Below are 18502 nucleotides of genomic sequence, written 5' to 3' on the forward strand. Positions count from 1 at the left end.
GCCGTCCAAAGGCCCTGACTGGAGAGATCATGGCATCAGCGACCGACATTTCCACGCTCAGTTTCGAAGCGGCGTTGCAGCGCCTGGAGTCCATCGTGAAGCAGCTGGAATCCGGCGATGCTCCGCTGGAAGCCGCCATTGGCCTGTACGAGGAAGCGCAGGCGCTGAAAGCCCATTGCGAGGCCCGGCTGTCCGCCGCTGAAGCCCGCATCGCCCAACTCCAGCTCGATGCAGAGGGCCGCCCGGTGGGCGAAGCTCCCTTTGCCAGCTAGGTTGGCCACGCCCATGCAAGCAAGCCTGCACCTGAAACCCGCGCTGGAAGCCATCAGCGAGGCCGTCGACGCCCGCTTTGACCGGCTGTTCCCGCTTCCTGAAGACCCGCGCCGTCGCCTGTACGAGGCGATGCGCTATGCCGTGATCGGCGGCGGCAAGCGGATGCGGCCGCTGCTTGTGGTGGCGGCGTGCGACCTGTTCAACGTCGATCGCGAACGGGCGCTGCGCGTTGCGCTCGCCATCGAGCTGGTGCATGTCTACAGCCTCGTCCATGACGATCTGCCCTGCATGGACGATGACGACCTGCGCCGGGGCAAGCCCACCGTGCACAAGGTGTGGGACGAAGCCATCGCCGTTCTCACGGGCGACAGCCTGTTCGCCGTCGCCTTCGAAGTGCTGGCGGATGACGCCACCCATGAAGACCCGTTCGTGCGATCCGAACTGGTGCTGGAACTGGCCCGCGCCTCCGGCCCGGCAGGCATGGCGGGCGGGCAGATGATGGATCTGGAGGCGGAGCATACCACCTTCGATCTGCCCACCACCACCCGTCTGCAACAGCTGAAAACCGGCGCGCTGATCGGCTTCGCGGTGGAATCCGGCGCGATCATGGGCAAGGTGGGTCCGCAGACCCGGCTGAAGCTGAAAGGCTATGCGCGCGATCTGGGGCTGGCGTTCCAGATTGCAGACGATCTGCTGGACGTGGAGGGCGACGCCGAAACTGCCGGCAAAGCGCTGCGCAAGGATGAAGGGCGCGGCAAATCCACCTTCGTCTCCCTGCTGGGGGTGGAGCGCGCCCGCAGGCAGGCGGCGATGCTGATCGATCAGGCCATAGACCATTTGCAGGGCTTCGGGCCGGAAGCAGATCTGCTTCGCGCCATCGCCCGCTTTGCCATCGAAAGGGACCGCTGATGCGGATCGGCGTTTATCCCGGCACCTTCGACCCCATCACGCTGGGGCATATGGATATCATCGCCCGCGGCGCGAAGCTGGTGGACAAGCTGATCATCGGCGTCGCCACCAACCCATCCAAATCGCCGCTGTTCACGCTGGACGAGCGGGTGGCGCATGTGCGCCGTGAAACCGCTGGGATCGGCAATGTGGATGTGGTCTCGTTCGATGCGCTGCTGATGCACTTCGCCGAAGCGCAGGGCGCCTCGATGATCGTGCGCGGGCTGCGCGCGGTCGCGGATTTCGAGTATGAATTCCAGATGGCGGGCATGAACCAGCAGCTGAACGCGGAGATCGAAACCGTGTTCCTGATGGCGGACGTGGCGTTGCAGCCCATCGCCTCCCGGCTGGTGAAGGAAATCGCCAGCTATGGCGGGACGATCGACAAGTTCGTCTCCCCGGCGATTGCCGCCGAAGTGACGGCGCGCATCGCCGCCAACAAGGGCAGGGGTTGAGTGTTGTCGTTCAGCCTGCCGCAATCCTTTGCTCGCGAGAAGCGCAACCCATGATCCGCCTGTTCCTTGCCGCCGCTGCGCTGGCCTTCGCATCCCCGGCCCTTGCCCAGTTGCCGCAGGAATCCGCGCCCAAGGCGGATAGCGGAGTAGCCCCCGCCACCATCGTGGCCACGTCGCAGCCGCCGCTGCTGGACCCGGAAAATATCCTCTATCTGGATCTCTCCACCGGCGGCCGGGTGGCGATCCTGCTGCGCCCGCAGGCTGCGCCAAACCATGTGGAGCGGATCAAGACGCTGGTGCGGCGCGGCTTTTACGACGGCATCGTCTTTCACCGCGTGATCGACGGCTTCATGGCGCAAACCGGTGACCCGAAGGGCACGGGGGAGGGCGGTTCCGACCTGCCGGACCTGAAGGCCGAGTTCAACGATCTGCCGCATGTGCGCGGCGCGGTTTCCATGGCGCGCACGCAGGATCCGAACAGCGCCAACAGCCAGTTCTTCATCATGTTCCAGCCGCTGCTGAGGCTGGACCGCACCTACACCGTGTTCGGCCGGGTGTTTTCCGGCATGCAATGGGTGGACGCCATCGAACGCGGCGAGCCGCCCGCCAACCCGTCGCGCATCCTGCAAGCCTCCATAGCCGCAGACAATAAGGCCCCGCCCGCCTTCCCGGCCCCCAAGGCCGGCGCGGACCCGGTCGCGGAGGAAGCCGCCAAGCTGATGCAGCAGGCCCAGCCGGCGAATAATCAGCCACCTAAGAACCAGCCGCCGAAGAAGTAGGCCGCGCCGATGCGCGTCGCCGATTTCGACTTCAACCTTCCGGAAGACCGCATCGCCCTGCGCCCCGCCGCCCCGCGCGATTCGGCGCGGCTGCTGCGGGTGTCGCCGCAGGGTCTGTCTGATCATATCGTCCGCGATTTGCCGACGTTGCTCTCGCCGGGCGATGTGCTGGTGACGAACGACACCCGGGTGATTCCGGCCCAGCTTTCGGGACGCAAGGGGGACGCCAGCATCGACGTCACGCTGCACATGCGGCTGGGGCCGTATGAGTGGTTGTCATTCGTGCGCAATTCCCGGCGGCTGAAGCCCGGAGACCGGGTGACGTTCGGCCTCGATCTGGACGGGATCGTGCTGTCCAAGGGGGAGGGCGGCGAAATCCACTGGCGCTTCGAAAGCAGCGAGCCGCTGGAAGTCGCGCTGGAGCGCGCCGGGCAGATGCCGCTGCCGCCCTATATCGCCCGCAAGCGCGGCATCGACGAGGCCGACGCCCGCGATTACCAGACGATCTTCGCCCGCCACAATGGCGCGGTGGCGGCCCCCACCGCCGCGCTGCACTTCACGCCCGAGCTGCTGGCCGCGCTGGACGCGCGCGGCATCACGCGGGAGACGGTGACGCTGCATGTGGGCGCGGGCACCTTCCTGCCGGTGAAGGCGGACGACACGGCGGACCATCGCATGCACAGCGAATGGGGCCATGTGCCTGCCGATGTGTCCGCCCGGCTGAAGGTGGCTAAGGCCGAAGGGCGGCGTATCATCCCGGTGGGCACCACCTCTCTGCGCCTGCTCGAATCCTCCGCGCTGGAGCCGTTCACGGGCACCACGGACATCTTCATCACGCCCGGCTACCGCTTCCGCGCCATCGACGGGCTGATGACGAACTTCCACCTGCCCAAAAGCACGCTCTTCATGCTGGTCAGCGCGCTGATGGGGCTGGAACGGATGCAGGCGGCCTATGCCCACGCCATCCAGCAGGGCTATCGCTTCTACAGCTATGGTGACTCCTCGCTGCTGCTGCCCTAAGCGCTGCCGCGCGATGTTCAACTTTCAAATCCACGCCACAGACGGCCGCGCCCGCACCGGGCTGATCGAAACGGATCGCGGCACGATCCGCACGCCTGCCTTCATGCCGGTGGGCACCGCCGCCACGGTGAAGGGGATGCACCCGGAAGCCGTGCGCGCCGCCGGGGCGGATATCATCCTTGGCAACACCTATCATCTGATGCTGCGCCCCGGCGCGGAACGGATGGCGCGGCTGGGCGGGCTGCACCATTTTATGAACTGGGAGAAGCCGATCCTGACGGACAGCGGCGGCTTTCAGGTAATGAGCCTCGGCGCGCTGGTGAAGATCACCGAGGAGGGCGTGAGTTTTCAGAGCCATGTGGATGGCTCGAAACATTTCGTCTCGCCTGAACGCTCCATCGAGATTCAGCGGCTGCTGGGATCGGACATCGTGATGGCGTTTGATGAATGCACCAAGCACCCCGCCACGCATGAGGAAGCGGCGCGCTCCATGCGGATGTCGATGCGCTGGGCGAAGCGGTCTCGCGAGGCGTTTGAAGCGAATCCTGCGCCCGCCTTGTTCGGTATCCAGCAGGGCAGCCTTTACCCGGACCTGCGCCGGGAATCGGCGGAAAAGCTGATCGAGATCGGCTTCGAAGGCTATGCCATTGGCGGCCTTGCTGTGGGCGAAGGGCAGGAGGCCATGTTCGAGGCGTTGGACACTGCGCCGGAGCTGCTGCCCACGGAAAAGCCGCGTTACCTGATGGGCGTCGGCCGCCCGTCCGACATCATCGGCGCGGTGCTGCGCGGGGTGGACATGTTCGATTGCGTGATGCCCACGCGATCCGGCCGCACCGCGCAGGCGTTCGTGATGGATGGGACGCTGAACCTCAGGAACGCCCGCCACGCGGAAGACGCGGGCCCGCTGGACGCGGAATGCCCATGCCCCACCTGCGCGCATTACAGCCGCGCCTATCTGCACCATCTGTTCAAGACGGAGGAGATGCTCGGGCCGATGCTGCTGACCCAGCACAACATCTGGCATTACCAGCAGCTGATGCAGGGCCTGCGTGAGGCGATTGCCGAAGGCCGGGTTCAGGCCTTTGCCAAAACCCGGCTGGATCGGCTCAGCGCGGCAGCAGCCTGACGGGCAGGCCGTCCTTCGGGCGCGGCATCGGAATCATCCAGAATTTGCCCTCATAGCCTTCCGGCAGCACGATCCGCCGTTCAGATAGCAGCCGGAAGAAGAAGGCCTTGGCCTGCATATAAGCGAAGTGCAGGCCAAGGCACATGTGCGCGCCGCCGCCGAACGGCACCCACGCATATTTGTGCCGGTTGGCCGAAAGCTGGGTGGTGAAGCGCAGTGGATCGAACTTTTCCGGCTCGGGCCAATGCTCTTCCATATGGTGGGTATAGAGCGTGTTGATGCCGACGCCCGACCCGGCAGGAATCCTGTAGCCGCCGAATTCGAAATCCTTCAGCGCCCGGCGCGGCATCATCGGCACCGGCGGCAGCAGCCGCAGCGCTTCCTTGAACGCCATCTCCACCAATTCCAGTTCGCCCAACGCTTCATAGGGCAGGGTGTCGCCATGCCTCGCGCGCACGCCATCCACTTCCTCGCGCAGTTTCTCCTGCCATTCGGGATAGAGGCCCAGGAAATAGACAAGCGACGTCATGGATGATGTCAGCGTGTCATGCGCGGCCATCATCAGGAAGTTCATATGATCGATGATGGCTTCGTCGCCCAGCAGATCGCCATTCTCGTCGCGGGCGTTGCAGAATTGGGAGAAGAAATCGTCGCCTTCCTTGCCACGCCGGTTGGGAATCTCCCGCGCGAAGAATTCGCACATGAAGGCCCGGCCCTGCACGCCGCGCCGCATCTGGGTGAAGGGCAGCGGCCGCCGCACGATGGCGACGGACGCCTGCACCATATCGGTGAAGGCCTTGTTGATCTGCTGTGCTTCCGGCCCCCACGGCAGGCCGAGGAAGGAGCCGGCGGCCAGATCCAGCGTCAGATCCTTGATTGCGGGATAGAATTTGAAGCTGTCGGTTTTGCTCCACTGGCCGATGCGCCGGTCGATCCCCTCGTTCAGGCCGTTCAGATAGGCCTTCATCGGCGCGGGCTTGAAGGCGACGGACAGCGTCTTGCGATCCTGCCGGTGCGGCTCGAAATCCATCAGCATCAGGCCGTTGGGGAACAGCAGTTCCAGCACCGGATCCCAGCCGAGCTTGTTGGAGAAAATCTTGTCGCGGTTGAACAGAACCAGTTCGTTGGCGTCCGGCCCCAGCAGTGTGACGCCCCAACCCATATAATCCTGCCGCCGGAACACCGGACCATATTCGTTCGCAAGCCCCTCGATAGTGCCGCGCGGATCGGCGAGGAACTTGATGGTCTTCCATGTGCGGAACGTGGCGGGCGGCGGCCCCGGCACATGCACCAGATCCTCATACTCCTGAACCCTGAGGTCAGCCGGATACAGGTCTTTCGGATTTACAGGCGCGTTCATAGTCTCTCCCCGAATTATGCGGAGAGACTATACGTATAACGCGCCCAATACAATCACGCCGCTTTTGGCAGGCCCTTGCGGTTTGCAGCCAGTTCCTCGGCGAGCAAAAAGGCCAGTTCCAGCGACTGCCCGGCGTTCAGGCGCGGATCGCAATGGGTGTGATAGCGATCCGCGAGGCCTTCGTCCGTCACGGCAATGGCACCGCCGGTGCATTCCGTCACATTCTGGCCCGTCATCTCGATATGGATGCCGCCCATATAGCTGCCCTCTGCCCGGTGCACGCCGAACACCTGCCGCACTTCAGCAAGGATGCGGTCGAACGGGCGGGTTTTATAGCCCGAAGCCGCCTTCACCGTGTTGCCGTGCATCGGGTCGCAGCTCCAGATCACATGGCGGCCTTCGCGCTTCACCGCGCGGATGAGCGCGGGCAGATGCGCCTCTGCCTTGTCCGCGCCGAAGCGGGAGATCAGTGTCAGCCGCCCGGCCTCGTTCGCGGGGTTCAACGTGTCGATCACCCGGATCAGCTCGTCCGGCTTCATCGAGGGGCCGACCTTCAGCCCCAGCGGATTGATGACGCCGCGCAGGAATTCGATGTGGGCAGAGCCTTCGAAGCGGGTGCGGTCACCGATCCACAGCATATGCGCGGAAGTGTCCACCCAATTGCCGGTCAGGCTGTCCTGCCGCGTCATGGCTTCCTCATAGCCCAGCAACAGCGCTTCGTGGCTGGTGTAGAATTCCGTGCCCTTCAGTTGCGGCACAGTATCCGGCGAAATGCCGCAAGCCTCCATGAAGGCCAGCGCCTCGCCGATGCGGCTGGCGACTTCGGAATAACGCTCCGCCCAGGGCGAACGCGAGACGAAATCGAGGTTCCACTTATGCACCTGATGCAGGTTGGCATAGCCGCCGGTCGCGAACGCGCGCAGCAGGTTCAGCGTGGAAGCCGCCTGCATATAGGCGCGCTTCTGCCGATCCGGATCGGGGATGCGCGAGGCTTCCTCGAACGCGATGTCATTCACGATGTCGCCCCGGTAAGAGGGCAGGGCGACACCGCCGATTTCCTCGATGTCAGACGAGCGCGGCTTGGCGAACTGCCCGGCCATACGCCCCACCTTCACCACCGGCATATGGCTGGCGAACGTCAGCGTCACGGCCATCTGCAGCAGCACCCGGAAGGTGTCGCGGATGTTGTTGGGGTGGAATTCGGCGAAGCTTTCGGCGCAGTCGCCGCCTTGCAGCAGGAAGGCGCGGCCATCCACCACATCGGCCAGCCGATCTTTCAGCAGCCGGGTTTCGCCCGCGAACACCAGCGGCGGATAGCTGCGCATTTCCGCTTCCACGGCGTTTGCCTTGGCGGCATCCGGCCACAGCGGCATCTGCTTGCCTTCGGCCTTGCGCCAGCTTTCCGGGGTCCACTTCGTCTTGCTCATCGCATCAACACCAGTTCTTCAGCCATGGAAGGATGCAGCGCGACCGTCTGATCGAGCTGGGCCTTCGTCAGCCCCGCCTTTACCGCAATGGCCAGCGCCTGCAAAATCTCGGGCGAATCCGGCCCGATCATGTGCGCGCCCACCAGCTTATCTGTGGTTTCATCCACCACCAGCTTGTACAGGCAGCGCTCATTCCGTTCTGCAAGAACGCTCTTCATCGGTCTGAAATCACTTGTGAAGATTTTCACCGATCCCAGCTTGTTGCGGGCCTGGCTTTCCGTCAGCCCCACGCTGGCCAGCGGCGGGTGGCTGAACACGGCGGAGGGCACGCAGTCATGGTCCACCGTCCAATTCTTCCCGCCGAACAGCCCGTCGGCCAGCGCATGGCCTTCGCGGATGGCAATCGGCGTCAGTTGCAGCCGGTCGGTCACATCGCCCACGGCGTGCAGCCATGGCAGGCTGGTGTGGCTGTTTGCGTCCACCGGAATCGCGCCATTGGGCTTCAGCTCGATGCCCAGCTGCTCCAGCCCCAGCCCCTCGCTGTTCGGCACCCGGCCGATGGCCCAGATCAGCAGGTCCGTTTCCAGCACCCGGCCATTCTCGCAGGAAATGGCGAGCGCGCCGCTCTCCAGCTTCTCCACTTTCGCTGGCACGCTGTTGAAACGGAAATCGATTCCCTTCTGGGTGGAAATGGTCAGCAGCCGGTCAGACAGGCTTTCGTCCCAGCCGCGCAGCAGCTTGCCGGAGCGCACCACCAGCGTCACGTCCACGCCCAGTTCGTGCAGGATTCCGGCGAATTCATTGGCGATATAGCCGCCGCCCACGATCACCGCCCGCTTGGGCAGGCTGTCCAGATGAAACACCTCGTTGGAGGTGATGCCCAGCTCCGCACCGGGGATGTCGGGAAGCTGCGGCCGCGCGCCGGTGGCGATCAGCACATGCTTCGCAGTCACCTCGCGGCCATCCACCGCCACGCGGTTCGGGCCGATCAGGGTGGCGCGGCTGTGGAAGGTCTCGACCTTGTGCGTATCCAGCGTGGATTGATAGGCGCGGTTCAGCCGGTCCACATCGGCCAGCACATTGTCGCGGAGCGTCGGCCAGTCGAAGCGCTTGCCCTCGATCTCCCAGCCGTAGCGGCGGGCGTCTTCCAGATCTTCCGCGAAATGCGCGCCGATCACCAGCAGCTTCTTGGGCACGCAGCCGCGGATCACGCAGGTGCCGCCCACGCGATATTCCTCGGCGATGGCCACCTTCGCGCCATGGCCGGAGGCGATGCGGGAGGACCGCACGCCGCCGGAGCCGGCACCGATCACGAAATAATCATAGTCGAAGCTCATGCCGCCCCCTTAAGCCCGTTCGGGGCAGAGCGCCAACAAGCTGAATTGCTCAGTGTGAAAGAGTTACTCAACCGTCACGGATTTGGCGAGGTTGCGCGGCTGATCGACGTCCGTGCCCTTCAGCACCGCCACATGATAGGCGAGCAGCTGAATGGGGATGGCATAGACCAGCGGCGCGATCAGCGGGTGCACCACCGGCAGCTCCAACGTGGCGAGGCAGCCGTCGCCTGCGGCGGCGACGCCCGCGGCGTCGGAAATCAGAATCACCTTGCCGCCGCGCGCCATCACCTCCTGCATGTTGGAGACGGTCTTTTCGAAATAGGGGCCGGAAGGGGCCAGCACGATCACCGGCACATGCTCGTCGATGAGCGCGATGGGGCCATGCTTCATTTCACCCGCTGCATAACCTTCGGCGTGGATGTAGCTGATTTCCTTCAGCTTCAGCGCGCCTTCCAGCGCCATGGCGAAATCTGGCCCGCGCCCCAAATACAGCACGTCCCGCGCTTTCGCGACGAGCGGGGCGATGGCCTGCACGGCTTCGTCATGGTTCAGCGCGGCGTTCATCGCGGCGGGCGCTTCGGCCAGATGGCTCACGATCTCGCGCTCGGCTTCCGCGCTTAGCTTGCCGCGCACCCGCGCCAGATTGGCGGCGAGCGCCGCCAGCACCGCCAGCTGGCAGGTGAAGGCTTTGGTGGAGGCGACGCCGATCTCAGTGCCCGCGTGGGTGGGCAGCAGCAGGTCCGCTTCGCGCGCCATGGAACTGGTGGGCACGTTCACCACGGCGGCGATCTTCTGCCCTTCAGCGCGCGCGTGGCGCAGCGCCGCCAGCGTGTCCGCCGTTTCGCCGGACTGGCTGATAAACAGCGCCAGCCCGCCGTCCTCCAGAACCGGTTCGCGATAACGGAATTCGGAGGCAAAATCGATTTCAACCGGAATCCGCGCGAACTGCTCCAGCCAATAGCTGGCGACCATCCCGGCGTAATAGCTGGTGCCGCAGGCGACGATCTGCACGCGCTTCACGCCGGAGAAATCGAAATCCGGAATGGGCAGCGCCACTTCGCCCGCCAGCGGCTTCAGATAGGATTGCAGCGTCTGCGCGACCACCAGCGGCTGCTCGTGAATCTCTTTCTGCATGAAGTGGCGGTAATTGCCGCGCTCGGTGATCGTCGCGGAGACACCGGATTGCACCACCGGGCGCGTCACCGGCCGATTCAGCCGATCGAAGATGTCGACGCTGGCGCGCCGCACCATGACCCAATCGCCTTCTTCCAGATAGGCGATGCGCTGGGTCAGCCCGGCCAGCGCCAGCGCGTCTGAGCCGAGGTAATTCTCGCCCTCGCCATAGCCCACCGTCAGCGGCGCGCCGAGGCGCGCGCCGATTAGCAGATCGGGATCGTGGCGGAACAGCAGCGCCAGCGCGAAAGCCCCGTGCAGGCGCGGCAGCACGGCGGCCACGGCCTCTTGCGGGGATTTGCCCGATTCCAGTTCCCGCGCGACCAGATGGCCGACGACTTCGGTGTCCGTCTGGGAGAGGAACTTGCGACCTTCCGCTTGAAGTTCGTCTCGCAACGGTTTGAAATTCTCGATGATTCCGTTGTGAACCACCGCCACGTCGCCCACGATATGCGGGTGCGCATTGTCTTCCGTTGGCGCACCATGCGTGGCCCAGCGGGTGTGGGCGATGCCGGATGTGCCGGGCAAGGGATCTTCCGCCAGCCGCGCCGCGAGGTTCTTCAGCTTGCCTTCAGCCCGGCGGCGGTGGAACTGGCCATCCACCACGGTGCAGATGCCGGCCGAATCATAGCCGCGATATTCCAGCCGCTTCAGCCCGTCGAGCAGTTCGCCTGCAACCGGCGCGGCCCCGAGAATCCCGACAATCCCGCACATTCGCTTACTTGCCCTTCCGTGCCAGCGCCGCCGCGCGGAAGCGCGCAGCCCAGCCAGCCTTTGAAACCTGCGGTGGCCGCACCAGCGCCAGCGCATCCGCCGCGACATCCTGCGTGAGCGTGCTGCCCGCGCCGACGATTGCGCCGTCGCCGATCGTCACCGGCGCGACCAGTGCCGAATTGGAGCCGATGAACGCACCTTCGCCGATCACCGTCTGATATTTGCCGAAGCCGTCATAATTGCAGGTGATGGTGCCCGCGCCGATGTTCGCCTTCGCGCCGACGGTCGCGTCGCCCAGATAGCTGAGGTGGTTGGCCTTGGCCCCCGGACCCAGCACGGCTTTTTTCGTCTCCACGAAATTGCCCACCTTCGCGCCCGTTTCCAGCACGGTGCCGGGCCGCAGCCGGGCATAGGGGCCGACTTCGCAGCCAGTCGCCACGCGCGCGCCTTCCAGATGGCTGAAGGCGCGGATGGTTGCGCCCGCCGCCACCTCCACGCCGGGGGCGAACACCACGTTCGGCTCCACCAGCGTATCGCGGCCGATCAGCGTGTCGAAGCTGAGGAACACGGTTTCCGGCGCGGTCAGCGTCACGCCAGCGGCCATCAGGTCTGCGCGGCGGCGCTGCTGGAACAGCGCTTCGGCCTCCGCCAGTTCACCCCGGCTGTTCACGCCCAGCACTTCGCCCGGAGGCGCTTCCAGCACCCGGCAGTCCCCGCCTGCCGCAGTCGCCAGCATCACGATGTCCGGCAGATAATATTCGCCCGCCGCATTGGCGTTGCCCACCTGCTTCAGCAGGCCGAACAGGCGGGCGGAGTCGACCGCCATCAGCCCGGCGTTGCACAGCGGCACGGCCAGTTCCTCCGGCGTCGCGTCTTTCGCCTCCACCATTTTCCGGATGCGACCGTCTGCATCGGCGATCACCCGGCCATAAGCGCCCGGCACGGCGGGGCGGAACCCCAGCACGGCGATCTCCGCGCCATCTGCCACGGCCTGCACCAGCCGCGCCATGGTCGCGCCCGACACCAGCGGCACATCGCCGAACAGGATCAGCGCCACGCCATCGAAGCCCGCCAGCGCGGCTTCGGCCTGCAGAACGGCATGGCCGGTGCCCAGCTGCGGCTCCTGCACGGCCAGTTGGACGTCAGAGCCTGTCAGTGCGGCGCGCAGCTGTTCGGCCTTGTCGCCCACCACGACCACCTGCCGCTCCGGCGCGAGCGCGGTCAGGCTGGCCAGCAGATGCATCAGCATCGGCCGCCCGCCCAGCGGGTGCAGCACCTTGTGCAGATCGGATTTCATGCGCGTGCCCTTGCCGGCGGCAAGGATGATGGCGGCGACGGGCCGGGCGGGAACAGGTGCCATGGCGAGCGCCCTGCCACAGCGCGGCTTACAAGAAAAGCATCCAGCCCGGCTTTGCCATTGCGGCGTGCGCCGCTAGGGCAGGGCGTATGCAGGCCGATACCATCGTCTTCGATCTCGACGGCACCCTTGTGGACAGCGCCGACGACCTGACCGCCAGCCTGAACCATGCGCTGGGCGTGCTGGGCCGCCGCGCCATCGATCCGGCGGGCGTGCGCGCCATGGTGGGCCATGGTGCGCGCAAGTTGCTGGAGCGCGGGCTGGCCGCCACCGGGGAGGTTTCCCCGGACCTGGTGGAGGCGGGCGTTCAGCCCTTCCTCGACTATTATGGCGCGAATATCGCGGTGCACAGCCGCCCGTTCGATGGGGTGGAGCAGGCGCTGAGCGGGCTGGAGGCGCAGGGGCTGCGCCTCGCCATCTGCACCAACAAGCCGGTCGCGCTGGCGGAGCAACTGGTGGAGGCGCTGGGTTGGCAAGGGCGTTTCCGCGCCCTGCTGGGGGCCGATTCGCGGCCCTATCGCAAGCCGGACCCACGCCATTTGACGGACACGCTGGCCGCCGCCGGGGGGCAGCGGGCGATTTTCGTGGGGGACAGCCGGACAGACGCGGACACGGCTTTGGCCGCGCTGGTGCCGCTGGTGCTGGTGTCATTCGGCTATTCCACGGAACCCGTCGCCACGCTGGGGGCGGATCAACTTATCCACCATTTCAACGAGCTGGAGCCTGCAATCAGCGCCATTCAAGGGCAGTTCACGGCCCGGCAGGCAGCTGACCGCGCATGAGATATGTTGCTCCACTTGCGGTGATCGCGCTGATCGCCGCCCCGGCGGCGGGCGCGCCGTCGCTTGCCGACGTGCAAAAGGCACTGGCCGCGACGCAGACCGTGTCGGCCGATTTCGTGCAGACGGCGACCGATGGCCGTCAGGCGCGCGGCACCATGTTGCTGAAGCGGCCGGGGCGCGTGCGCTTCGACTATGGGCCGGAGGCCAGCTATCTGGTGGTGGCGGATGGTTCGCGGCTGAGCTTCGTGGATTATAAGGTGCGGCAGGTCTCGCAATGGCCGGTGCGGCAGACACCGCTGGGCGTGTTGCTGGATCCGAACGCCGATCTGGCGAAGGTGGCGAAGATCGTGCCCGCGGCGGACAATCCCATGCCGGGCACAGTGGGCGTGCTGGCGCAGGATGCGAAGCGGCCGGATATCGGCCGCATCCTGTTCTTCCTCGCGCCCGATTCGGCCGCGCCGGGGGGCTTGCGCCTGACAGGCTGGCGCGTGACGGACGCGCAGGGGAATCTGACCACGGTGGAGCTTCGCAACATGCGCTTCAACGCCCCCATCGCTGATTCGAACTTCAGCTTCCGCGATCCGCGCCCGGTGACGAAACCGCCGGGGCGTGCGGGCTGATACAGTATTTAGGGTAAAACAGCGCCCATTTTGGCCTGGATTGCGTGAATCCTGTTTGACAAAGTGATGGTCTGGGCAGAAAAGAGTTCTGTTCAGGCTGAGGCAAGAAACCCTCTGCTAAATGTCTGGATGTCAGCGAGACGCGAAGCCGGGATTTGCCCCCTGTTGCCCGGCCTTGAAAGTCCGCTGATTGCGTGACGAACGCATAAACGGCCCTCGCTCCATGCCCCCGGAGCGGGGGCCAATTTATTTGCGATTGCATCCTTTGCGAACAGGCGTCGCTTGCTTGGCACTTTGCCTCACCCGGCCAACCTGTCCTGCCCCCTCTCCACCCGCTCAGGCTGAGCCTGTCGAAGCCCCGGACGTGGAAGCGCAACGGTTGGGCCGGTGGGCCTGTTCCACGGGCTTCGACAGGCTCAGCCTGAGCGGGTGGAGAGGAGTGGGAGGAAGGAGCGCGTTGGCACCTGCCTGGGGGGGCCTCAGCCGCTCCGGCCTCCGCCGAGTTTCACACAAGCGATTCGCGCGCCCTCGCGCTTTTCTGGCGTGACGTCGCCGCCCGGCCTATCTATGCGCGCATCATGTCTCTTCGCATCGCCTCGTGGAACATCAACAGCATCCGCGCCCGCCCGCACCTGATCCAGCAGTTGGTGGCGGATCATGATATCGACATCCTGTGCCTTCAGGAAACCAAGTGCGAAGACAACGCCTTCCCGCGCGCGGCGATGGAGGCCTTGGGCTTCCGCCATTTCAACCTCGCGGGGCAGCGGATGCACCATGGCGTCGCCATCCTGTCGAAGCTGCCGCTGGAACCTGTGTATCGCTATGACTGGCAGGCCAATGGCGAAGCTCGGCACATCGCCGTGCGGCTGCCGTCTGGCGTGGTGCTGCACAATGTCTATGTGCCGGCGGGGGGCGATATCCCGGATCGTGCCCTGAATCCGAAGTTCGGGCAGAAGCTGGATTTCCTTTCCCGCATGACGGACTGGTCCGGGGCGCTGGGCGAATCGTCCATCATTCTGGGCGATTTCAACATCGCCCCGCACCCGGAAGATGTCTGGAATCACAAGGCGTTGCTGGATGTTGTCAGCCACACGCCGGTGGAGGTTGAGGCGCTGACGAACCTGCGCGAAAGCCACAATTGGGTCGATCTGGGCCGCCGCTTCGTGCCGGTGCCCGAACGGCTTTATACATGGTGGAGCTATCGCGCGTCTGACTGGCAGGCCTCGAACAGGGGCCGCAGGCTGGATCATGTGTGGGCGTCGCCGGATATCGCCAGCACTGCGACGGCGCTGCACACGCTGGTGCCCGCGCGCAGCTGGGAGCGTCCGTCTGACCATGTGCCGCTGGTGGCCGAGTTCGATCTTTGATCGATCCCGCCTCTGATCTGGCGCTGGCGCGCGCCGTGGACGACCTCAGGCGCGGTGAGATTATCCGGGTGACAGACGGCGAACAGGGGTTGGACCTGCTGGCAGCCGAACTGGCGACAGCCGAACGGCTGGGCGAGCTGGAGCAGGGCGGCCCGGCCGACCTGCTGATCACGCCCGAGCGCGCCGCGACCCTGAACATGCTGAACCAGCGCACGGCGGCAGGAGCTGATGTGATCGCGATCACGCGCCGCTCATGGCATGATCTTGTCACCAGCCTTGCGACGGCGGACCCGGTCGATGACCTGTCCAAGCCGTTCAAGGGGCCGTTCCCCACCCGGCCGCTGGGTGCGTTGCACCGCGCGGGTGCGGCGGGAATCGCGCTGGCGAAGCGCGCCGCGTTGCTGCCCGCGCTGTTCGCCACGCCTGCCGAATCCAGCGCTCCGAACCGGGCACAGGCAGATGCCGCTGCCGCGCTGAACTGGCGGCGCGCACCGCGCCTGAAGATCATCAGCCGCGCCCGTCTGCCGCTGGACGGCGCGGAGGACACACAGGTTGTCGCCTTCCGCCCGACAGACGGCGGGCCAGAGCATCTGGCGTTGCTGATCGGGCAAGCAGAGGGCACGCCGCTCGTCCGCCTGCACTCCGCCTGCCTGACGGGGGATGTTCTGGGCAGCCTGAAATGCGATTGCGGCCCGCAGCTTCGCGCCGCCGTCTCCCGCATCGCAGAAACCGGAGGCATCCTGTTGTATTTGCAGCAAGAGGGCAGGGGGATCGGCCTGCTGAACAAGTTGCGCGCCTATCAATTGCAGGATCAGGGCTTCGACACGGTGGACGCCAACCTGCGGCTGGGTTTCGGTGAAGACGAACGCGATTTCGACCTCGCCGCCGCTATGCTGTACATGCTGGACGTGCAGCAAATCCGCCTGCTGTCGAACAACCCGGCCAAGGCGCAGGCGCTTGCCGAACAGGGCATCACGGTCGAGCAACTGGTGCCGCACAGCTTCGGCGAAAACCCGCACAACAGCCGTTATCTCGAAACCAAGCGCGACCGGCAGGGGCACCGGCTCTAGGCGTAGGGATCGAACAACCCATGCGCCTTCAGCGCCTCGCGCAAGCCGTTCGCAGAGGGCGCACCCAGCCGGTTGGCGACCCAGCGGCGGGCGAGCAGCCGCAGCAATTTCGGCAGCTTGGGTGCGAAGCTTTTCACCGCCACATCCGCCAGCGCTTCGGCCCGGCCCTCAATCAGATGCACCAGCGAATCCGGGTTGAAACGCGGCTGCGCTTCGCCGGGCCACAGCGGGGATAGCTCCAGCAGCGCTTCGCGCACAAAGGCCTTGCGCTGATCTTCATTTTCCAGCGTGCGGCGGCGATCCGTGGCCACCATCGGCCGCACCTCCATCGCCCGCAGCGGTGGCACGATCAGCCGCTCGCCCGGCGAGCCGGCCTCTGCCGTCAGCGTCAGATGCTGCGCCTTTGCGGCATCGGTTTGCGCATCCCACCAGCCCTGATGGAACAGGCTGTTCTCCTCGGGCAAGGCGAAGTAATTGCGCAGGAAATTTTCCGCATTGCGCCGCCCCAGCAGGAAATCATGGTGGCGATAGCCGCGCGAGAGGAAGCCGGAAAACCCCCCCATCGCTCCGCTGGCAATCGCCGCCTGCCCCAATGCCGTGGTGCCGCGCCCGCCATCCGGCGTGCGCCGTCCGCGCAGCGGAGAGAGCATGAATCGGCTGTAAGTATCGCCATCGGCGGCGAGCGCCAGATCATTGGCGTCGTAACGCGCCTGATTGATCCATGCCCGCAGCAGCTTGGCAGCGGCCCCCACCACGCCCAGCGGCGCACGCGGCGGAATGTCCATCCCGGCGGGCTGCTCTTTCTCGTCGGCGGGGAAGGGATCGATGATCACCATCGCCTTGCGCGCGGTGGGGCCATTGCCATCCAGTTCGCCCAGCGGCCCGGTCAGGATGCTGCGGGCATATTGGAAGGGCTGGTTGTTCATGGTGCCGCCGTCGGCGGTGTCGAACTGGTGGTCGATGCTGCCGTCCACGGTAGAGAACCCCGCGCACAGTGTCGCCGGTTGCGCCCATTTCGAGCCATCCGCCACCTCCGTGTCGCCCCGGATGCGCAGGTCGAAACGGTAATCATCCGCCGATTTGCGCAACTCGATGGGCGCGAAGGCCACGGGGAAGGCTCCGCTTGCCAGCGCGGCATTGGCCAGCGCCACCCATTGCAGGGCGTTGGGATTCTGCGCGGGATCGCTGGTGGGCACACCCTCCACGATGCGGAATCCGCCGGGCCGCTCCGCCTCGGGCTGTGGCTTGGTATCGGCATGCACCAGAAAGCGCATCACGTCGGCATGGCGGATGGTGGCGAAACGCGCGCCCTCCAGCCCTTCGAAGCGATAGCGAAACGGCACCCCGTTCAGATTCGCCACGCTCAAGGCCACGGGCAGCGGATCGGCCACATAACGGCGCAGCTTCGGGAACGCCCGGCCATCCGGCGTGCCGGGCGCGGCGGCCAGCACCGAATCCGCCGCCGCCCGCACCACGCCGCTGTTCAACAAGGAGCGCAGCGTCATGAAGCTGGTATCCGCGCCGATGTCGCCGGTTTCCAGCATCCCCCGGATATCCAGCCGGTTCACCCACAAATCGTAGAAGGGGTTGTCGGCCCGGTTCGCATCCGGGCCGCCGACGTTCGCCTCTGTCGCCCGCACCGGCAGGAACCGCCGCTGCGCCGCCACTGCGATCAGCGCGGAACAGACACTGCCCGCAGACGCCCCCGCCACTACGCGGATGCGCAGCGCGTGGGGCGGCACGCGCCACTTCTCGAACGCGTCGCCATGTTCCCACGCGTCGGCCTCTTTCGCGGCCTCCCAATCGTCCAGCGCTTCCCATAGGTAATCGAGCACGCCTGCGGAATAAGCGCCCGCCGAAACGGCACCTGCCAGCACCAGCCCGATCTCGAAACAGGGCAGTTCCACCGTTCCGCCATCCTTCACGGGATAGCGCACGGGATCGGGGACGCTGCCCGCCACCGGCCCTCCAAAGCGGCCGATGTCGGTGGGATACCCCTCTGCCGATGGATCGGACAGGTTGACGAAACGGCTCAGATGCTCGGCGGCCATGCCGAATTCCCCCTCTGCTTCGGCCCCGGCGCACCTGTTGCAGCAAGCGCCGAAGCCGCGCAAGGGAGGGTATGCAAAGCGCAATCAAAACCGTGGAAGTCGACACCTCCGCCCGAACGCTGCGCGCTGGCTGGCGGGAATTCAGAATCGCCATCGGCAAGGGCGGGGCAAAGCCCGCCGCAGAGAAGCGGGAAGGCGATGGCGCAACCCCGCTGGGCCGCTGGCAGGTGGAAGGGTTGCTGGTGCGGCCAGACCGGATGCCCGCACCGCAGACAACCCTGCCATGGCGCTGGCTGCGCCCATGGGACGGCTGGTGCGATGATTCCGCAGACCCGGCCTATAACAGCCCCGTCAGCCACCCCTATCCGGCCTCTGCCGAACGGCTCTGGCGCGACGATCATGCCTATGACCTGATCGTCATCCTGTCGCACAATCGACACCCGGTGATTGCAGGCGCGGGCAGCGCGGTCTTCTGGCACGTCGCCCAGCCGGACTGGCGGCCAACAGAGGGGTGCATCGCGATGGAGGCGGGCGAGCTTCAGTCATTGCTGCCATTATTGTCGCCGCAGACTGCGTTGGACATCGGTTGAACCTTGACTTTGCAGCCCGCCCGCCGCATCAGCCCCGTCCGCGCAAGCACCCG

17 protein-coding genes are annotated in these 18502 nt (G+C 65.7%); 11 read left to right on the plus strand and 6 right to left on the minus strand.

What is annotated here, in order from left to right; translation table 11 throughout:
• The first annotated feature begins 29 nt into the window (after window positions 1-29).
• From FJQ54_RS02570 to tgt, 6 genes are read left to right on the plus strand one after another with little or no spacing between them, the layout of a single operon-like run.
• A complete protein-coding gene (locus tag FJQ54_RS02570) occupies window positions 30-272 on the plus strand; it encodes an exodeoxyribonuclease VII small subunit (protein ID WP_140926819.1) in 243 nt (80 codons plus the stop codon).
• 13 nt (window positions 273-285) lie between these two features.
• On the plus strand, window positions 286-1182 hold the full coding sequence (locus FJQ54_RS02575) for a polyprenyl synthetase family protein (RefSeq protein ID WP_140926821.1): 897 nt from the start codon (window positions 286-288) through the stop codon (window positions 1180-1182).
• Window positions 1182-1676, plus strand: coding sequence for a pantetheine-phosphate adenylyltransferase (gene coaD, locus FJQ54_RS02580; RefSeq protein ID WP_140926823.1), 495 nt, complete (start codon window positions 1182-1184; stop codon window positions 1674-1676). Before FJQ54_RS02575 ends, coaD begins: the two co-directional genes overlap by 1 nt.
• Before the next feature lie 50 nt (window positions 1677-1726).
• Window positions 1727-2455 carry a peptidylprolyl isomerase gene (locus FJQ54_RS02585; RefSeq protein ID WP_140926825.1) on the plus strand — a complete coding sequence of 243 codons (729 nt, stop codon included), beginning with the start codon at window positions 1727-1729 and terminating at the stop codon, window positions 2453-2455.
• Between the two features lie 9 nt (window positions 2456-2464).
• Window positions 2465-3475 carry a tRNA preQ1(34) S-adenosylmethionine ribosyltransferase-isomerase QueA gene (gene queA, locus FJQ54_RS02590; RefSeq protein ID WP_140926827.1) on the plus strand — a complete coding sequence of 337 codons (1011 nt, stop codon included), beginning with the start codon at window positions 2465-2467 and terminating at the stop codon, window positions 3473-3475.
• Window positions 3476-3488: 13 nt separating this feature from the next.
• A complete protein-coding gene (tgt, locus tag FJQ54_RS02595; protein WP_140926829.1) occupies window positions 3489-4601 on the plus strand; it encodes a tRNA guanosine(34) transglycosylase Tgt in 1113 nt (370 codons plus the stop codon).
• Here tgt and FJQ54_RS02600 read toward each other — a convergent pair.
• The 5 genes from FJQ54_RS02600 to glmU all read right to left on the minus strand — a co-directional run bounded on the left by FJQ54_RS02600 (window position 4582) and on the right by glmU (window position 11972).
• Window positions 4582-5961 carry a cytochrome P450 gene (locus FJQ54_RS02600; protein WP_140926831.1) on the minus strand — a complete coding sequence of 460 codons (1380 nt, stop codon included), beginning with the start codon at window positions 5959-5961 and terminating at the stop codon, window positions 4582-4584. The genes tgt and FJQ54_RS02600 overlap by 20 nt on opposite strands.
• Window positions 5962-6014: 53 nt before the next feature.
• Window positions 6015-7388, minus strand: a complete 1374-nt coding sequence (locus FJQ54_RS02605) for a class II 3-deoxy-7-phosphoheptulonate synthase (protein ID WP_140926833.1) — start codon at window positions 7386-7388, stop codon at window positions 6015-6017.
• Window positions 7385-8725 carry a glutathione-disulfide reductase gene (gene gorA, locus FJQ54_RS02610; RefSeq protein ID WP_140926835.1) on the minus strand — a complete coding sequence of 447 codons (1341 nt, stop codon included), beginning with the start codon at window positions 8723-8725 and terminating at the stop codon, window positions 7385-7387. The genes FJQ54_RS02605 and gorA overlap by 4 nt, the downstream gene beginning before the upstream one ends.
• 63 nt (window positions 8726-8788) lie before the next feature.
• Window positions 8789-10612 carry a glutamine--fructose-6-phosphate transaminase (isomerizing) gene (glmS, locus tag FJQ54_RS02615; protein WP_140926837.1) on the minus strand — a complete coding sequence of 608 codons (1824 nt, stop codon included), beginning with the start codon at window positions 10610-10612 and terminating at the stop codon, window positions 8789-8791.
• A 4-nt stretch (window positions 10613-10616) separates the two neighbouring features.
• Window positions 10617-11972, minus strand: a complete 1356-nt coding sequence (gene glmU, locus FJQ54_RS02620; RefSeq protein WP_140926839.1) for a bifunctional UDP-N-acetylglucosamine diphosphorylase/glucosamine-1-phosphate N-acetyltransferase GlmU — start codon at window positions 11970-11972, stop codon at window positions 10617-10619.
• Between the two features lie 86 nt (window positions 11973-12058).
• On the opposite strand from glmU, the gene FJQ54_RS02625 reads away from it, so the two are divergent.
• From FJQ54_RS02625 to FJQ54_RS02640, 4 genes are all read left to right on the plus strand, one after another.
• A complete protein-coding gene (locus FJQ54_RS02625; protein ID WP_140926841.1) occupies window positions 12059-12751 on the plus strand; it encodes an HAD-IA family hydrolase in 693 nt (230 codons plus the stop codon).
• Window positions 12748-13371: a LolA family protein gene (locus FJQ54_RS02630; protein ID WP_140926843.1), complete on the plus strand. Its 624-nt coding sequence runs from the start codon at window positions 12748-12750 to the stop codon at window positions 13369-13371. Before FJQ54_RS02625 ends, FJQ54_RS02630 begins: the two co-directional genes overlap by 4 nt.
• A gap of 578 nt (window positions 13372-13949) precedes the next feature.
• Window positions 13950-14738, plus strand: a complete 789-nt coding sequence (locus FJQ54_RS02635) for an exodeoxyribonuclease III (protein ID WP_140926845.1) — start codon at window positions 13950-13952, stop codon at window positions 14736-14738.
• Window positions 14735-15808 (plus strand): GTP cyclohydrolase II, encoded by a 1074-nt coding sequence (locus FJQ54_RS02640; protein ID WP_235890289.1) that lies wholly within the window; start codon window positions 14735-14737, stop codon window positions 15806-15808. The genes FJQ54_RS02635 and FJQ54_RS02640 overlap by 4 nt, the downstream gene beginning before the upstream one ends.
• On the opposite strand, the gene FJQ54_RS02645 is transcribed toward FJQ54_RS02640, so the two are convergent.
• The gene (locus FJQ54_RS02645) at window positions 15805-17859 is read right to left on the minus strand and encodes a patatin-like phospholipase family protein (RefSeq protein ID WP_140926847.1); all 2055 of its coding nucleotides are present in this window, start codon (window positions 17857-17859) and stop codon (window positions 15805-15807) included. The genes FJQ54_RS02640 and FJQ54_RS02645 overlap by 4 nt on opposite strands.
• 71 nt (window positions 17860-17930) lie before the next feature.
• On the opposite strand from FJQ54_RS02645, the gene FJQ54_RS02650 reads away from it, so the two are divergent.
• Entirely contained in the window at window positions 17931-18449 is a 519-nt protein-coding gene (locus FJQ54_RS02650) for a L,D-transpeptidase family protein (RefSeq protein WP_140926849.1), read from the plus strand.
• The last annotated feature ends 53 nt before the right edge of the window (window positions 18450-18502 follow it).

This window comes from Sandaracinobacter neustonicus, from assembly GCF_006385875.1.
Classification (GTDB): domain Bacteria; phylum Pseudomonadota; class Alphaproteobacteria; order Sphingomonadales; family Sphingomonadaceae; genus Sandaracinobacteroides; species Sandaracinobacteroides neustonicus.

Coding starts and splice junctions, on each gene's coding strand:
- FJQ54_RS02570 (WP_140926819.1), top strand. CDS start 30: ATGGCATCAGCGACCGACATTTCCACGCTCAGTTTCGAAGCGGCGTTG.
- FJQ54_RS02575 (WP_140926821.1), top strand. CDS start 286: ATGCAAGCAAGCCTGCACCTGAAACCCGCGCTGGAAGCCATCAGCGAG.
- coaD (WP_140926823.1), top strand. CDS start 1,182: ATGCGGATCGGCGTTTATCCCGGCACCTTCGACCCCATCACGCTGGGG.
- FJQ54_RS02585 (WP_140926825.1), top strand. CDS start 1,727: ATGATCCGCCTGTTCCTTGCCGCCGCTGCGCTGGCCTTCGCATCCCCG.
- queA (WP_140926827.1), top strand. CDS start 2,465: ATGCGCGTCGCCGATTTCGACTTCAACCTTCCGGAAGACCGCATCGCC.
- tgt (WP_140926829.1), top strand. CDS start 3,489: ATGTTCAACTTTCAAATCCACGCCACAGACGGCCGCGCCCGCACCGGG.
- FJQ54_RS02600 (WP_140926831.1), bottom strand. CDS start 5,961: ATGAACGCGCCTGTAAATCCGAAAGACCTGTATCCGGCTGACCTCAGG.
- FJQ54_RS02605 (WP_140926833.1), bottom strand. CDS start 7,388: ATGAGCAAGACGAAGTGGACCCCGGAAAGCTGGCGCAAGGCCGAAGGC.
- gorA (WP_140926835.1), bottom strand. CDS start 8,725: ATGAGCTTCGACTATGATTATTTCGTGATCGGTGCCGGCTCCGGCGGC.
- glmS (WP_140926837.1), bottom strand. CDS start 10,612: ATGTGCGGGATTGTCGGGATTCTCGGGGCCGCGCCGGTTGCAGGCGAA.
- glmU (WP_140926839.1), bottom strand. CDS start 11,972: ATGGCACCTGTTCCCGCCCGGCCCGTCGCCGCCATCATCCTTGCCGCC.
- FJQ54_RS02625 (WP_140926841.1), top strand. CDS start 12,059: ATGCAGGCCGATACCATCGTCTTCGATCTCGACGGCACCCTTGTGGAC.
- FJQ54_RS02630 (WP_140926843.1), top strand. CDS start 12,748: ATGAGATATGTTGCTCCACTTGCGGTGATCGCGCTGATCGCCGCCCCG.
- FJQ54_RS02635 (WP_140926845.1), top strand. CDS start 13,950: ATGTCTCTTCGCATCGCCTCGTGGAACATCAACAGCATCCGCGCCCGC.
- FJQ54_RS02645 (WP_140926847.1), bottom strand. CDS start 17,859: ATGGCCGCCGAGCATCTGAGCCGTTTCGTCAACCTGTCCGATCCATCG.
- FJQ54_RS02650 (WP_140926849.1), top strand. CDS start 17,931: ATGCAAAGCGCAATCAAAACCGTGGAAGTCGACACCTCCGCCCGAACG.